This window comes from Pseudomonas sp. DF5, from assembly GCF_058148225.1.
This window is the reverse complement of sequence record NZ_JBYVYM010000033.1, coordinates 14,194-30,734: the sequence shown is the minus strand read 5'-3', so window position 1 is coordinate 30,734 and position 16,541 is coordinate 14,194. Positions and strand designations below refer to the sequence as shown.

Here is a 16,541-nt window from a genome sequence, read left to right as displayed (position 1 = left end):
AGGCCTGTTAGCTAGGAGGTTCGCGCGAGACGAGAAGTTCTATTTATTTTCAAGGAGAAATGAAGGCGTTAATCCGGCCGCTTTCGCGAGCAGGTTCGCTCCCACATTTAGTAGGTGTCATGCACAAAATTTGCGCCTGGTCCGGCCAATTTGTGGGAGCGAGCCTGCTCGCGATGACGGTGTCCGGTTCGCTGTAAAAACGAACGAGAGGCCGCAATCGCGAGGAGGGAATTACTTGCCAGGCGTCAAGGTCAACCGCGTCTTGCCATACACCTTGTCAAAGTTCTGCGGCTGCATCGGCAGGCTCATGTATTGCCCTTTGAGCCATGGATCGACGCTGTCCAGATAGTGCGGGCTGGCCGGGTTGCCGGATTGACCGGTAGCGTTCTGGCCCATCAGCGGTTCGGCCTGGCCGAAGTCGACGATAAAGCGCATGGCCGGGGCCTGTGTGGTGTTGAAGTCCTGACCCCAGGCGAATGAGGCAGTGTTGAGTGTGGTGTGATCGCCGCCGGCCGCCAGTGGACCGCGCACGGTCTGGCCGCTGGCGTTTTTCCACTCGTAGCGGTGCAGCTTGCCCCACTGCCAGGCTTTGTGATCACCGCCCAACTGGCTGTCGCCCGCGCTGATCGCAGCTGCCAGGCTCCGGGCGAGGATCGCCGGTTTGTCTTCTTTCTGTGCAGTGCGCACGTCATCCCAGAACGGACTGTCCTCACGCCCAAGCAGGTGATCGGCCTGAGCGGCATAAGACAACTTGCCGTTGGCGATAAAGGCTTTCCATGCCGGGCCGCTTTCCGGGCCCAGTTCGTCGAGGAAAATCTGTTTGGTACTTTCCTGCAGGAACAACTCGTAAATCGTTGCGTCGGCGGAAGTCGGGCTGAGTTTGCCGTCGAAGGCCATCAAGCGGGTATATGCCTCGCGAGCCTTGCCGCGATCGGCCACCGGCAACGCTTCGATGGCCTGCTTGAGTGGCTGGGCCATGCCCGGCGCTTCAAACATCTTCTTCAGCTTGGCGGCGAAGGTGGTGGTCTGGTCGTATTGCATGGCGATCAGGCTGCGGGTGTCGTGTTTGCCCGCGCCCGCCAGTTCGGCCATGCGTTCGCCACGCTCCGGCGCCGCCCAGGAATTGGACAGCTGCATGCCGTAGCCATGGGGAATGACCCGCTGGTTGGCGGTGCCGAGCCAGCCCTGCGCCGGGTCCTGGTCATATGGATGGAGCATCGGGTCGGCGTAACCGTCCCAGTCGTAGCGACCTTCCCAGCCTGGCGACGGCAGCAAGCCTTCGCCTTCGCGACGGTTCGGGTAGCGACCGGTGACTTGCCAGCCGATATTGCTGGCATCGGCAAACACCAGATTCAGGGCGATGGCGCGGATTTCACGGCTAGCGTCCGACGCTCTCTCGGTACTCTGCGCCCGGGACAGGTCGAAAAAGGCGTCCAGGGTTTTGTCATCGGTGAAGTCCGGCGCCTGCAGGGCCAGGCCGAAACCATTCGCCAGTGCCGTGCCCTGGGCGCTGTTGAGCAGTGGCCCATGGCGAGTTTCGTACACCGCTTCGCGAATCGGCCGCTGGCCTTTGACGAAATAGGTTTCGTTGCGCACGATCGCCGGCTGCCATTTGCCGCCCACTTCGTAGGAAAGACCATTGCCCTGGCGTTTGATTTTTTCCAGGAACACGTCCTGGTTGTCGCCCATGACCGTGGTCATGCTCCACGCCACTTTGCCGTTGAAACCACCGAGCACCATCGGCAACCCGGCAATGGTTACGCCGGAGGCCTGGTATTTCGGTGCGCGAATCTGCACGTAACTGAACAACGACGGGACGCCCAGCGGTCCATGACTGTCGCTGGCCAGCAGGCTCTTGCCGCTGCGGCTGCGTTGCGGGGCGATCGCCCAGTTGTTCGAAGAGGTGGCGCCCAGCAGATTCAGATCCGACAGTTGGCCCATGGCCTTGCTGATTTCATTCAGCCCCGGGATTTGCCCGCTGAGTTTGATGCCCTGAAGTTTGTCCGCTTCAGCCACCGGCAGTTTTTCATCCGGGGCTGAAGGTGTCAGCCACGCCAGTTTGTCGGTGCTGACCGTTTGAGCCAGCATCAGCGAGGAAATTTCTTCCGGCAGGTTCGCCGACTGGCTGAAGTTCAGCAGGCAGAACATCAGTGCCGAATCTTCCGGTTTCCAGTACTCAGGCTTGTAGCCGGTGGCCGCGAGGTCCGCCGGCAGCTTGTCGCGGTAGCGGAACAGGTAGGCGTTGACCCCGCGGGCATAGACTTCGAAGAAACGCTTGAGGCGTGGCGACGAGGCCTTATACAGCTCATCCGCGCTCTTCTTCAGATTGACCGCACGCATGTAGCGGTCGGCATCGAGCAGGTCCGCGCCGGACATCTCCGCCAGACGGCCCTGGGCTAGCAGGCGCAGAGTGACCATTTGGCTGATGCGGTCGCTGGCGTGCACGTAGCCGAGGGTGAACAGCGCATCGTGGAAGCTGTTGCTCTCGATCAGCGGCATGCCCATGGCGTTGCGGCGAACCGAAACGTTTTGCGCCAAGCCCTTGAGCGGTTGCACGCCGGAGGTGGGCGGGAGGGTGTCCTGGGCGTTCCAGGTCTGACAACCGGTCAGGCTCAAAACACCGGCCACTGCTGCGGCAACGCCGAACCGGGGAAGAAAATGTGTAAGGGCTGGCGAGGCCATGGCAAAGCTCCTGCGGGGGTAGTGACGCGACAAAGGCGCTACGTTAGTGAGCAGGAGGTGGACGCGCAAGCGGCGGCTGGGTTATTTCTTTTCGGTGATCGCCGGCATCAGGTCATCCTGTTTGCGTTTGATGGCTTGCCAGTAGCAAGAGGCGATGCTGAAGTGCGGCAAATTCAATGACCTCGCATGGGAAAAGTCGGCATGGAGCTTAAGACAAATACGGCGCTGATCATCATCGATCAACAAAAAGGCATCCTGCATCCCAGGTTGGGGCGTCGAAACAACCCTCAGGCCGAAGAGCGCATTCTGGAATTGCTGGGGCTCTGGCGTCGTACCGGGCGGCCGGTGATTCATGTGCAGCACCTGTCCCGCTCTGTGGATTCGGTGTTCTGGCCGCAGCAATCGGGGGTGGAGTTTCAGGAGCGCTTCCAGCCATCGATCGGTGAGTGGCTGATACAGAAACAAGTGCCGGATGCGTTTTGTTCGACGGGGCTGGAGGCGCGTTTGCGCGAGGCGGGGATCGATCAGTTGATCATCGTTGGCGTGGCGACTCACAACTCGGTGGAGTCCACGGCACGAACGGCTGGGAATCTGGGGTTTGAGGCGTGGGTTGTGGAGGATGCGTGCTTTACCTTCGACAAGGCGGACTTTTTCGGTAATGCCCATTCAGCTGAAGAAGTGCATGCGATGTCGCTGGGGAATCTGCATGGGGAATATGCGACGGTCGTCAGCGCCGCAAACATCCTCATGAACGACTGAAACCTTGAACTGACCCCAAAATTAGGATTGGTGTCCAACTTTTGGGGTGCAGATCAACTTGTAGGAGCGAGGCTTGCCCGCGAAGAACGATGACGCGGTTTTTCTGATTGATCGTGGCGCCCTTTTCGCGGGCAAGCCTCGCTCCTACAGGGATTTGCGATTCAACAGGCGAAGAAGTTATCCGCCCGAAGCATCAAGCCCCGTGGCACTTCTTGAATTTCTTGCCGTTGCCGCATGGGCAAGGGTCATTGCGGCCGACGTCTTTCAGGGCGTTGCGCACCGGTTCCTGGTGAGCGTGGCCGCAGTTCGGACCGTGGACATGGCCATGGTCGTGATCATGGTGGTCGTGATGGTCATGATCGTGGTTGCAGTCAGGGCCATGGACGTGAGGTTGCTGGGTCATCGGGGTCACTCCGGAATTAAATCGGCGGCGATTATCACGCCATTGCGCGCCAGGTGCACGTAGTGCGGGATGAATATTCCGGTTTTCAGTTCACCTTCCAGACGATAGGGAATCGGTTGATCGGGTTTTTTCAGCAGTTTCACCAGATCCCGGACTTTGGGCCACAGGTTGGTGCGGATCGGCACCTTGAAATAGGTGCTGTGCTTGGGGCCGACAGTGAACCAATGTTCGTGCTCGCCTTCGGCCAGCAATATGTCGCCCAAGTGAATGCGATATTCCAGGGCGCGCACCGTCAGGTCTTCGTCATTGGGATTGTCGACGCGAAAATGCAGCAGGAATTTCTGTTCCAGAAGTTTGGCCCGGACCACCTCGACCTTGACCAGATGCACTTGTGGGTCTGGCAAGTCGTTGCTGAACCATGAAGCGCAGCCGCTGAGTCCTGAAAACAGAAGCAGCAAAGTGAACAGATAGAGCGCGAGTCGTCCGTTGGTCATGGTCGTGTTTCTCCCTTTGTAGCCGCTGCCGAGCCTGCGTTCGCTGTAGCAGCTGTAGCAGCTGTCGAGCCTGCGAGGCTGCGTTCGACTGCGCAGCAGTCGTCAAACCAGAACTTGCGGTGCATCAGGCACACCGCGTCAGCCGGATTCACGACTGCTGCGCCGCCGAACGCAGCCTCGCCAAGGCTCGACAGCTGCTACAGCGAACGCAGCCTTCGGCAGCTGCTACAGGGGGCACCTCAAGCGCCGAAATAACTCGCGCAGCACTTCTTGAACTTCTGCCCGCTGGCGCACGGGCATGCATCGTTGCGCCCGGCCTTGAGTGGCACCGTAGGGTCGATGAAGTACCAGCGGCCGGCGTTCTGCACGAATGACGAACGTTCGCGATGGCTGTGTTCACCGCCGCCGTCGTGCCAGCGAGCAGTAAAGGTGACGAAGGCATGCTCCGGCTGACCGCCGAAGACCTCGGCGCTCTCCACCTCCAGGCCAAGCCAGGTGCTTTGGGCGCTCCAGTCGCTGATCGACTGGCGATCCAGGCCGGCCTGTTGCGCGGGCAGGGTGGTCGCCACCAGATAGTCGACCAGCCCCAGCACATAGGCGCTGTAGCGCGAACGCATCAGGACTTCGGCGCTGGGGGCCGGATGGCCGGCATGGTAATGGCCGCAGCAGGCATCGAGCAGTGTGCCGCTGCCACAAGGGCAAATAGATGTACTAATCGCTTCTGGAGCCTTGCTAACAGTTAAATGTGTTTTATCTTCCATAAATCAGTTACTTACCTAATCTAACTTTTTTCAAGTATTTTTTACGCGTGGAGCGAGTGAGTGAATGCCAATCTGCCTCATTGCAATTCCATGGCAACCCCCTCCTTTGAGCGTTCGTCTGAGGTGGAGTTTAGGCCATGACGGCTACGAATGTTTGGAGGTAGTGATCCTCAATCCTTAAGGAAAACGAACTCCCACACCGGCGCTATGCCATTACGCATAAAAGCGGTTTCGATGGCCTACAGCCTGACGACATAGGCTCAAAACGTAATCCGCATTTCGAAATGCGAAGCGTTTTAGCTCATCTGATTGCGATCTCCTCAACACCGGCGTCAGTCAGCAACTGATAGAGCTCGGAGACATTCCGTCTTGCGCCTCGATGCGGACAGAACATAAAGATTGCGCGTTGCTTGGCGCGCGACAAGGCGACAAAAAACGTTGCGATACCTTCCGGATTGCGCGGCGTATGACTCCACCAAGATCGATCATCAAGTCCGAGGAAGAACACGGTGTCGTACTCCAAGCCTTTACTTTTGTGCACCGTCATTAAAGGTATGTCATTCGTTCCCAGATATCGGTCGATACAGTCCAACCAAGTGGCAGTCTCCGACGCAGCACTCTGAAGGTGTAATGAGAAGCCCTCTATCATGATTTCAAGCAGGTCATTGCGAAGGTAAGCAGGAAAAGCGCGCTTTATCGCAGAAACATCCAGGAATTCAAAAACTTGATAGGCGATCTGTACGGCCGATTCGGATGTGGGGGCTTGAGCGCGGACAGTCAGTTTCAACTCTTCCAAGAAGCCCTCGAGATCTCTATCAGCCCGTCCTCGCTGGAGCTCATCTTCCTCGTCGATTTCACGGATCGCATAGACGGCCCCGGAAAGTGTCAACCATGCTGCTGCGCTGCGCTGCCCGGTGGCCAAGCGCAATGCTGCCAATGCTACACACGACGCCTCGTCCACCATCAAGTCCTGGACGTTGGTGCGTCCAATGCTACGGCTTTCATTGCGTATGCTCAGTTCGACCGAAGCAAATATAGGCTGAAGCTCCTCCTCGAACTGGTCTGGGCGTTGACGAACGAGGAGTACATAGTCTCGTGGCTGTAACTGACGCGTTGCCATATCTGTCTTGACCCACTGAGCAAGATGTCGCCCTTCCACATCAGTGGACCGAGAGTTCCACACCTGTACGACATCGCTGTCCAGCTGACTTGGCGCTTGAGATTGTATTTGTGGCGAATGCGGATCCAGGGCTTGCGCAACGAAGTGCTGAACGCGCACCAACTCCGGAGAGGACCTGTAATTGAAAAGCAGATTTATCCGCCGCGCATCGAAGTCAGCTTCGAATTGCTCAAAAGCATCCTGACGCGCGCCAGCCCAGCCCATGATGCGCTGCTTATGATCACCGACGGCGGTGACGACCGCTCCACCCTGACCAAAGGTAGAGAGCAGGAAGTCATATTGAGCAAAAGAAGTGTCCTGAAACTCATCAACAAACACATAGGGATAGGTCATGCGCAGCGCGCGAGCGATCTTTGGATTTGCTCGCACAATCAACTCGGCCAGACGATTGAGGGTGACGAACGTCAGCTTTGACGGCTCAGTGCCGAACAGTTGCTGATGCAACCAATGATAGCGGGCAAAATCGTCTGCTGTCGTGAGCTGCTGTGGAACCTCCAAGGCGAGGCGATTTCCTCCGATGTATTGGGCTTCAAAAGTACCAGGGGAAAAGTCCGCAAGCCTTGCCTGCCAAGCAGGCTGCCCCATAGCACGAATACGGTGCAACTCGTCCTCGACGTCGCGCCGAGTTGGGAAATCGATATCATAGGGTCGAGTGGGACGCCAATGCGGAGGAATGGACGCATGAAAGCGGTCAACGAGGCTCTTGGTGAAAGCGTCAAATGTAAGGGACGTAAAACGCCCAGCTAGCTCCGGAGGGCAACGCTTGCGCACGCGCGCCGCGAGGTTGGCGGCCGCATCTGTTTTGAACGAGATTGCAAGAATCTGCTGCGGTGGCTTACATAACCCAGTCTCCAACAGATACGCCGCGCGTTGCGCCAGAAACTCAGATTTGCCGGCCCCCGGGCCTGCGACAACTGACGTCGCCCCCTCTCGACGTAGGGCTTCCCAAGCGTTAGGTTCAAGGTTGGCTATGCCGCGAGGCAGCCAGTCCTCTGGCGAGACAGGCCGCCAGCTCATAGCACTATACCTCCCTCTAGAGTTTCACGGATATCAGCCAGCATGCGTTGCAAAGGCTGTGGAATGGCACCAGCCAATTGCTCCTGAGGAAGGCGACTCAAAACCCTCACGTGCGTGCTTGGTTTACCGCGACCCAGGAAGAGATATCGATACCAACGTAGCGCATCGTCTGCGGTTGTGTCGTAGAACGCGGGGTTACCTTCTTCGCCAAGCACGGCCTCTCTCGGCTCCCCCCTTGCCGAGGGCCCTCTCATCTCAGTTTCGAGCGTCCGATACGCAGTCGGATATGCCATCAGCATCGTAAAGTCCAGATCGAGCGGATCGGAGAAGTAGATTTGGAAACGTTCTAGCCAAGTTGTCCATTTACGAAGGCTCTGGATATCTGCCTGATTGCGACTTGGAAAACCAGTGAGAATTGCTTCGGACGTACTTGACGACAAAGCAGTACCAAAAATTTGTTCAGGTGTCTTACCTACGCTCAGCAACTGCTCGCACACAGTTTTTATACGGCCAAAGCCACCACCGCTGCGCCCCCAATCGAGATCCAAGAGGGTCGCATAGGGCACTTGAAGATTTGATAGCAACCGCCATAGGTGGTTGACATGTCGACCGCCCAGCGGCACGACGGCGACAAAAGATCGGTCGATGGGAAAATCCATCGCTTTGGCCAGCAGTGGCAGCACAACCTCTTCCGTAGCCCCCTCACCTAGAATCACGTAACGCGCAAAGTACAGTTCTGGGTAGGCCCTGACAGCTTCTCGGATAAACTTCGAAGCCTCTTCATCACCTATCGGAAGATCAATTTGTCGCACCTCCGAACAACGATTTTGAGGGTTGAGGCGAAAGTGCCGGACACTCGAAGGATCGACCCTGGCGAGGATGCTGGGTGAATGGCTTGAGACGATAGCTTGGGCGTTGCTGCCGGATGCGATTTCCTGCACCTGCTTGATGATGCGGGACAGGTAGAACGGTGCCAGATTGTTTTCAGGCTCCTCCAAGGCCACGATGGTGAGCGCAGGAAGAGGAACTCCTGCCTGAGTAAACCCCTGAGGAGCATCAGCACCCGCTAGCCTGGCCTCAATGTCTAGCGTTGCGGCAGCCATCGCCATATGAAACAAGGAGCGCTGACCGTCGCTGAGATCCTCGAGTGCACGGTCATGGCCATCTTCCGTGGGGTGAAATACAACCTCAACTCTGCGGATGAACTCTTGCCACCGAGTGTCGACAGGACGAAAGATGGGGACTGAATCCGTACCAGCCGAATGAAGCTGTTGCCAGCGCTGAGTCACTGCGGTGCTAATACTTGATACGGCAGTTTCTGCTAGGAATGCCTGATTGACCTCCTCGCCCGCACCAGCCAACGACTCTTTGACTTCCTGCGACCAGTTGATGGCCCTCCACAAACGACCGCGAACGAAGGCTGTGACCTGTGATGACCCATCTCTTGTCGCGGGAATGTAGATGAGTTGGATTCGAGACCTGTCTGCTCCGCGAATCTGTTGCATGTCGTTTTCATCGAAGTCGCCGAACGTTTGGATAGCGCAATAAGACTCTTCAATTGCACCATCCAAGGTTCCGTCATCCACCCAGCTCGCCTGCAGTCTGAGCCGCACCTTAAGCTCGCCATTTTCTACTGCAGCCATGTTTCTGAAGAATGCTGGCACTGCAACGTTCTCAGCGTCTGCATCCAATTCGGGGAACCCGATGATGGCTTCGATCACGAACGTACGTGCCGCAGGCCGTTCAACTTCATCGCACGGAACATGGAAGTCTTGTTTGCGTATTCGTCGCTGCTCGGAGGCTATGCCGAACATTCTCTGCAGGGCTTGCATCAGCGCTGTCTTACCAGTTCCGTTATCCCCCACAAATGCGACGAGAGAAGGGTCAAGAGTAACCTGAGTTCTTTGAGGGCCGAAGCATCGAAAATTCTCTAATTCAAGACGTTCAATGTGCATGCAATCTTCCTTTTGCTAGTCCATAGGTACAACTCGGATGCAGCTCAGCGACGCCGTAGCTTCGATGCGTCATCCATAAGGTAAGGTCAGAGCCTGAGTGCTGAGCTGAGCACTCGAATGCAGTGAATACGTAGTCACAGGATCACTTTTACACTGATACCACAGTAGTGGTAAGGGTCGTTCTAACGTTAGTTAATCGAACGGACTTGCCCACCCACTTGCATTTGACTTGCCCCGTCATTTGCATCGGATTTGACCAGGGCGCGTCGTAACCACGACCGGGAGAGAACGGCTGATTGCCTGCGGAAACAATGGCCGGCTTTTTCAACAAAATCGGCCAAAAGCGGACCCGGCGGGCAAGCCATGAAATGCTGTTTAGGCAACGTATTGCCCAGACTTGATGATCTGCGCTTGGACGCCCAAGCTCATCACTCCACTCGACGGCTTAAGCTCTTGCCTCTGATCTACCGCCACACTGCGTGGTATTGTCGATACCAAGCCAATGGGACTTTTAACCAGTCCTATACGATCTGCCGTTGATGCCGCAGGCGACTAGGCTGGCGTATGAAATCAGGATGATAGACGGGATGCATCAGCCAATCATGAGTGACGACGAAACTGGTACAGCAACGATTGCAATCGACAAAGTTCGCGCATCAAAGGCGGGGCATGCTTTTCATGAGGCTTGGGCCGCGCGGACAGCCCTTGAACTTCTGCCGCCGTCAACCGACCTTACTGCCATAACGCTCGAAGGATTCGATGAGCGAGACGAGCAGTGTTTGGGAACCGGTGCAGTCGAGATCGCCGACCTTGTTCGATACCACGGCGCCACTGATGTTGCCGGAGCGCACCTGGTTACGGTCGTTCAGTTCAAATACTCGATCGCGAGTGCCGAAACTGCAGTTCGAGCTGCTGACTTTGCATCAACTCTCGCCAAGTTTGCCACGACCGATGCCGAGCTCCGGGCAATGTATGGCGATGACCACGTTATCGCCGTGGTCAGGTATGAGTTTGCCACGAACAGGCCTATCCACGAGAACTTAGGGAAAGCAATCTCAGCGGTTGTGGCGGGTACACAAGAAAGCGGTGATATAGGTCGACAAGCAGGCCAGATAGCACAAGCTCTGAAAGAATATCCCCACCCCCTTGCTGACTTGCTGGGACGATTGGAGTTGGTCGGCAGCAAGGGAAGTTTGGCCGAGGCGGAGCGTGCAGTTTCAGTAATGCTGGCCGCATGGAGCGAACCTAGCGATCCAGATGCAGAGAAACGCCTGCTCAAGTTACGAAATCTCATCAGGATTAAGGCGGGTCCCGGTAGCGAGACGGACAAGCGTGTTGATCGGGTAGCGGTCTTGGCTGAGCTGGAAGTGGAGCACGAGGACCGTCTGTATCCCACGCCTGACGCGTTCCCCGAGGTTGAGGTAGTCATTCAGCGCAACGTTCTTGACGACATTGCAATGCTCGCCCGCGAACCAGGTCTTCCTCTCGTCGTTCATGCTGCAGGTGGCATGGGTAAGACTGTATTAATGCAAGGCCTCGCCGACCGATTGCGAGCCGATGGGCCCATCGTGCTATTTGATGGTTTCGGCGCAGGTCGTTGGCGGGATCCAGCCGACGGCCGGTACCTTCCGGAAAGGACGCTAGTCCATCTTGCCAATCTCATGGCAGGACAAGGCCTGTGCGACATTCTGCTACCAGTGTCGGACGTGACGGGTTTGATGAGGGCATTCCGCCGAAGGCTTGCCCAATCGGTAGAAGCAGCGCGGCGAACTCGCAGCAACGCATGTGTTTCACTGGTGCTTGACGCGATAGACCATGCAGGGCTTGCCGCGCAGGAAACCGCGACATCTTCATTCGCACATCTTCTAATGCGCAGCATCAGCGTCGACCCTATCGATGGTGTTCGCCTTATTGCATCCTGCCGGACTGAGCGGCTCAGGCTGGCAACCGGCGATACCTCGCATCGCCCTTTCGCACTTCCATTGTTTACTGACACGGAAGTACGCTCCCTTGTCGAGCGGCGGGTGCCGGATTCCTCTGCCGACGAGATTGCTGCTCTGCTGACCCGCTCAGGTCGCAACCCACGCTGTCTCGACAACCTGATCACCACCGGGCGGCCTTTTGATCCAGTGATTTTTCCTGACGCCCTTGATGAGCCGCAGGATCTGCTCGACGTCCTGATTCGCAAGCGACTCAACGATGCGCGTGAAACTGCACGCACTCGCGGTGCAAGCGATGCAGACATCGATCTTCTACTCACAGGCATCGCCTTGCTGGCCCCACCAGTTCCTATCGAAGAGCTTGCTGCGGCACATGGCTTGGTCGCGGAGCAGGTTGAAAGTTTTGCCGCCGACCTTGCTCCCTTACTTGAACGAACGTCACACGGCTTGATGTTCCGCGATGAACCGACCGAGACCTTGATCCGATCCAACTACGGCGCTAGCCAAGCCGGTCGAGATCGCGTTATCGCCGCCCTCCAAGAGCGCCAGCTCACCTCAAACTATGCAGCGCGAGCCCTGCCAGCGTTACTTACCTCTCTACGAGATGCCGATCAACTCATTCAATTGGCCTATGATCCACGTGCTCCACGGGGTGCTTCACAAGTAAGCGTACGCGACATCCGCTTGTCGCGGATTACAGCTGCGATAGGACTGGCGGGAGAACTAAACCGGCGCGATGATCTAATGCGCCTGTTACTGGAGGCATCGCTCGTTGCTGCGGGACATGAACGATCCGACCGCTTTCTGTACGAGCATCCCGATCTTGCAGCCGTAGCTGGCGACGCCGAAGCCCTACGACGGCTGTCCGCGACAAATGTTGGTTGGCCTGGGGGGAAACACTCTGCTCTTGCACTTGCGAATGTATTCCTAGGCGACCGAGAGGAGGCTCGTCGGCACGCTCGGCGATCAATCGATTGGCACAATTGGGCGGCGCAGACCAAACGCAGCGACCGTTTAAAAAAATCGACCACTTCAGGGCAATGGGACGATATTGGCTTCGCCTATGTCGAAATGCTGGCGGGTAATGACGTGCGCGTTGCGGAGTTTTTCGCTCGTCGAGCCGATGGCGATGCCTTCGCCAAATTTCAGGACTTATTCGACCTTCTGGATCGACACCAATGTTCGCCGCACCCACCCAGTACTCGCATTGCAACCCGATTGTTGCGTTGCCGACTCCCATCTCCAGCGCTCTACGCTGCCGCGCTTCCATTCGTCGGTCGTGACCCATCCCATGCCCGCAGGCTCGTACAAGCGCTGGCGGCCGTCATTCCTGAAAATGGAAAAAACAATGGTTTGGAAATGGCCAGCGTGTTGGCGTCGGCGCTGGCAATTGATCTTGGCTTGGAGAAAGAAGCAGCAACCATCCTTGCCGCAGCTGCACTTACACCGCCGACCATTTATGACTATTCAAGTCAGTATCCGATCGCGCCCATAATCCATGTGACCGTGCTGGCTGCGGGAGTTCGAGCCTCCTTGAACCGGAAACATCCCGCCTTGATCGATATAGCGCCGACCGAACTTATTGAGTTAGTTCCAGCGAGTGCGCGGTCACGGGGTGGTGTAACCTTCGGTCGGGTGCTAAACCAGAAGCTGGAGGCTCCGAAGTTCGATGGAACTCGCTCTCGCCGAAAGAGGCGCAATGGCCTGGATGAGGAGCAGCGATCTCGCTATTCACGTACGCTTAGCGGCCGGGTCTTACCGCTGCTGAACTACGCGCAGGATGTTACCGACATCATTCGCCCACCACGTGGAAAGACGCGAAGCGAGGTGGTAACCGCTGCGTTTGATAGACTTGTTCGCGATGTCGAGCAGTCATCCAACTACCCCTATCGCGACGGGAAAGCCTATCTTGCACGAATCGGTTTTCGAGTGTTTTTTGATCTCGCCGACATATTAGGTGAGCTGAACGCTACGCTTGCGAGGCGAATGGTCGAGTGGGCAGCAAGCGCCCCGGGCTTGTTCACGCCGGAACTAACCAATACGGTCGCTCGACTGTCACGCATCCTCGATTGTCACGATGCGGCGCTCGTCCTTGCCGGTTATATCGAGCGCAAAATTCAGCTCGATACCGATGTTGGGAGCAAGGTTTCATCCTACGGAGGGCTTGCTCGCGCAGTCTGGCGAGTCAGCACTGAAGAGGCCGCAGCCTATTTTCGTCGTGCACTCGACCTTACGGAAGCGATTGGATCGGATGATTTCGATCGTACTAACCATTTGCTTGAGCTGACGGGCCACTATTCTGGGGGCGAACTTTCGCCGGCGGCGGCGCATACCCTAGCCCGCATTCTCGAATTGAATCTGAATGAGGACAGCAAACTCCCTTGGGCCGAATATGCCAAATCTATGGTGCCGACTGCCGGTCGAGCCACGTTGGCAATTCTGGCGCGTTTAGATGATCGTGACGTAGCTCGACTCGGACTGTCACTCGGCCCAGCGCTAACTTTCCTCATTCACGAATCGAAGATATCGGTTGAGTCTGCCGCCGCTTTGTTTGGTTTGGCTGCTCCAATCGAAACCTGGACGTGGTATATCTCGGACTTCGCATCAGAGGTCATTCGCCGCCTGCCACAAGAGCTAAGGGAATGGTTCTTCAATCTGCTCCTAGTCGAGCTTGATCGCGATGATCAATTGTCGCCTCAAAGAAAAACGATCGAAGGTCTACATGACTTAGCTGAGCACAATCTCCCTGTCTCCTCCCTAGCGCGAATACGAATCCAGGAGTTACTCGCTCGCGTCGGCTCTAAGCTCGCAACGCAGTCGGTCCCGTCTCCAGCGACTCCGATAGAACCGCCACTTGTCTTCCCGATTGACCTCACAGATCCAGATGATATCGACCGTCAGATACTTAACGAGGAGGTTGACCGATTTGGACGACGATGGCCGGTTCGAACACTGATTGACTTGGCCAAGCAAGCAAACTCTCCTGCTGACCGTCTTGGGTTCGTACGCGCTGTCGTTGAAGCAACGGCTGCTACACTTGCCGACAAAATCCGGGCGCTGGACGGTAACTTGGAAGCGTGGAGTCATTCGTCGGCAGCGATGCGCGATGCGCTCCCTGACTTAGGGGTGAGATTGGCGACCAAGCACGCTGCCGAGCTCGCCAGTTCTAGCACCGACGCATGGGGCGACTGGAGGGGGCTGGAGCAATGTTTTCATGTCAACCGGGCAACTCTTGTCGAGAACGTAGTTGCGGCCCTTCGGAGCACTGCGAATAGCCTTGGAGGTAATGCGTGGCTTGCGCTCGCCGCGAGGCTTGCGCCTGACGTTAGTCCCAGTGCAATTTCGGAAGGTCTCGAACGGTTTCTAGCGAATACAGGTGAAAAGCTGCCGTCCGAAGTTGGCGACGGACCGTGGGACGCTCGTTTTGCGGTTCCGCTCGACGAGGCGACATTCGTATCGGGGCTAGTGTGGGCGAGGCTTGGCCATCCAGTTGCGGCAATGCGCTGGCGCGCTGCTCATGCGGTAAGGCGCTTCGTGGCAGCCGGACGGTTTGATGTAGTTGAAAGACTGATTGAGCGCTTTGAGTCTGTATGGAGCTTACCTTTTGGTGATGCGAAGCTCCCTTTCTATGTAATGCATGCGCAGCTCTGGCTGTTGATAGCTCTCGCTCGCGTGGCAAAAGACGTTGCTTTTGCATTAGTCCCTCATCGCGCTTTCTTCGAGCGAGTCGCCTTTTCTACTGAGTTTCCGCATATCGTTATGCGCGCCTTCGCGATCGACATACTTCGTGAGCTCGCGCAGACAATGGCATCCGAAGAGCAGGAAAAGCTTATCGCTAAACTTGCCCCAGCGAACCGGTCGCCTTTTCCATACGCTCCGAGTACTGATCATCGCGAGCTTCGATATGCGCCTAGGCCAGACGTATCACCACAACCGGAGGATAGCTTTTACCTCGACTACGACTTCAACAAATATCATGTTGAAGGCTTGTGCCGTGTTTTCGGCTGTCCAGGCTGGGATGTGGCAGACCAAATCAACGCATGGGTGCGGCGATGGGACACAAACGTTCGAGCAATGCACGACTGTCCACGTAGCAGTAGTCATGACGAATCCTGGTCGTCGGGATCCGTTCCCGACCGAGATCGGTATGGTGGATACCTCGGCTGGCATGCCCTCATGCTTGTTGCCGGTGATCTACTGGCAACACGTACGGTTGTCGGAGAGGACTGGAGCGGCGATGCTTGGGCGGCATTCCTGAGGGAATATACGCTGTCACGAGACGACGGTCTCTGGCTTGCGGATCTCACCGATCTGTTTCCGCTCGACCTTACCAAGGAAGCGGAGATACCCATGCCGGAGAGTGGTAAGACCAGCACCATCCGCGAAGACGGCAATCTGCTAGGTCCGTTAGTGGGCTTATTGGAGGGCAAGGTCGTAGCAAATTGGATCCCGGCTGCAGGACGCTGGTCGATCGGCCCAGACACAACTATTACGCTTCAAAGCGTGCTGGCGAATGAACGCGATGCGCAATCGGTGGTCATGGCGATTTTGTCAGACGAAGCATTTTTTCGATGGCTACCCGGCGATCAAGAAGAGATTACCCGTGAATTCGGCTGCGATGGTCATACGATTCAGTCATGGATCACAACGACACCGAACCCCGAGCTGCAGCTAGATCGGCATGATCCCTACGGTTCCACTACCGCCCTCTGCCGGCCTTTCCCATCGGATTGGACGCGAGACCTGCTGGGAACAGTCGCGAATGATGAGGTGACCCGTCACTGGTGGATCGATGGGAAAGAAGCATATCGTGCCGAGGCCTGGGGGGCCGAGGGTGGACGGGGTGAGCATGCTTGGAGTGACACTGGATACCGATTGCTTGTCACCCGTTGCACGCTGCTTTCATTGCTCAAGCAGACCGACAGTAGTCTTGTCGTTGCGCTCAAGTTGCAAAAGTATCATAGAGGAAAGTCTAGCGGACGCATGGGTGACACCAGCGCCTTCACTTATCGTTCGCTGGTGGTCGTAATAGACGAGCGGGGCCAGATTTGGTCGCCACAACGCCTTTCGCGACAAGCCAAAAAAGCTCTCCAAAAGCTTGATTCGAACCAATCGCGAAACCTTTATCACAGGTTCCGCGCGATTGCTGACCTGCCTGATGAACGGGTAGCTCGGCACAACGAACTACTTCCAGATTACGATGAACTGTATCGGGCGTTTCTCGAAAGGCACTCGCCCGAACAAACAGATGAGGGGCTTTGACCCCTGCTGGGAGCTCAGGGGATTTGGGGAAAGCCTCAATTGGCATATGTATATCTTATGGGGGAATGGCCGTTCACTGCATCACTAG

8 protein-coding genes are annotated in these 16,541 nt (G+C 56.6%); 2 read left to right on the top strand and 6 right to left on the bottom strand.

Annotated features, from left to right (window positions below; all coding sequences use genetic code 11):
• Positions 1-231 precede the first annotated feature (231 nt).
• Positions 232-2,682, bottom strand: a complete 2,451-nt coding sequence (locus AC30D7_RS25100) for a penicillin acylase family protein (protein WP_490135884.1) — start codon at positions 2,680-2,682, stop codon at positions 232-234.
• Positions 2,683-2,883: 201 nt separating this feature from the next.
• Here AC30D7_RS25100 and AC30D7_RS25095 point away from each other — a divergent pair, with 201 nt between their 5' ends.
• Positions 2,884-3,441, top strand: coding sequence for a cysteine hydrolase family protein (locus tag AC30D7_RS25095; RefSeq protein WP_490135883.1), 558 nt, complete (start codon positions 2,884-2,886; stop codon positions 3,439-3,441).
• Positions 3,442-3,634: 193 nt separating this feature from the next.
• Here the strand turns inward: AC30D7_RS25095 and AC30D7_RS25090 are convergent, their stop codons facing one another.
• From AC30D7_RS25090 to AC30D7_RS25070, 5 genes are all read right to left on the bottom strand, one after another.
• A complete protein-coding gene (locus AC30D7_RS25090) occupies positions 3,635-3,844 on the bottom strand; it encodes an SEC-C metal-binding domain-containing protein (protein ID WP_007906737.1) in 210 nt (69 codons plus the stop codon).
• A gap of 5 nt (positions 3,845-3,849) precedes the next feature.
• Complete coding sequence (locus AC30D7_RS25085; RefSeq protein WP_490135882.1) at positions 3,850-4,338, bottom strand: LEA/WHy family protein; 489 nt, start codon at positions 4,336-4,338, stop codon at positions 3,850-3,852.
• 239 nt (positions 4,339-4,577) lie between these two features.
• Positions 4,578-5,054 (bottom strand): YchJ family protein, encoded by a 477-nt coding sequence (locus AC30D7_RS25080; protein WP_490135910.1) that lies wholly within the window; start codon positions 5,052-5,054, stop codon positions 4,578-4,580.
• A 346-nt stretch (positions 5,055-5,400) separates the two neighbouring features.
• Positions 5,401-7,296, bottom strand: a complete 1,896-nt coding sequence (locus AC30D7_RS25075; protein WP_490135881.1) for a UvrD-helicase domain-containing protein — start codon at positions 7,294-7,296, stop codon at positions 5,401-5,403.
• Complete coding sequence (locus AC30D7_RS25070; RefSeq protein ID WP_490135880.1) at positions 7,293-9,251, bottom strand: ATP-dependent nuclease; 1,959 nt, start codon at positions 9,249-9,251, stop codon at positions 7,293-7,295. Before AC30D7_RS25070 ends, AC30D7_RS25075 begins: the two co-directional genes overlap by 4 nt.
• A gap of 602 nt (positions 9,252-9,853) precedes the next feature.
• Here AC30D7_RS25070 and AC30D7_RS25065 point away from each other — a divergent pair.
• Complete coding sequence (locus AC30D7_RS25065; RefSeq protein ID WP_490135879.1) at positions 9,854-16,453, top strand: hypothetical protein; 6,600 nt, start codon at positions 9,854-9,856, stop codon at positions 16,451-16,453.
• Positions 16,454-16,541 lie beyond the last annotated feature (88 nt).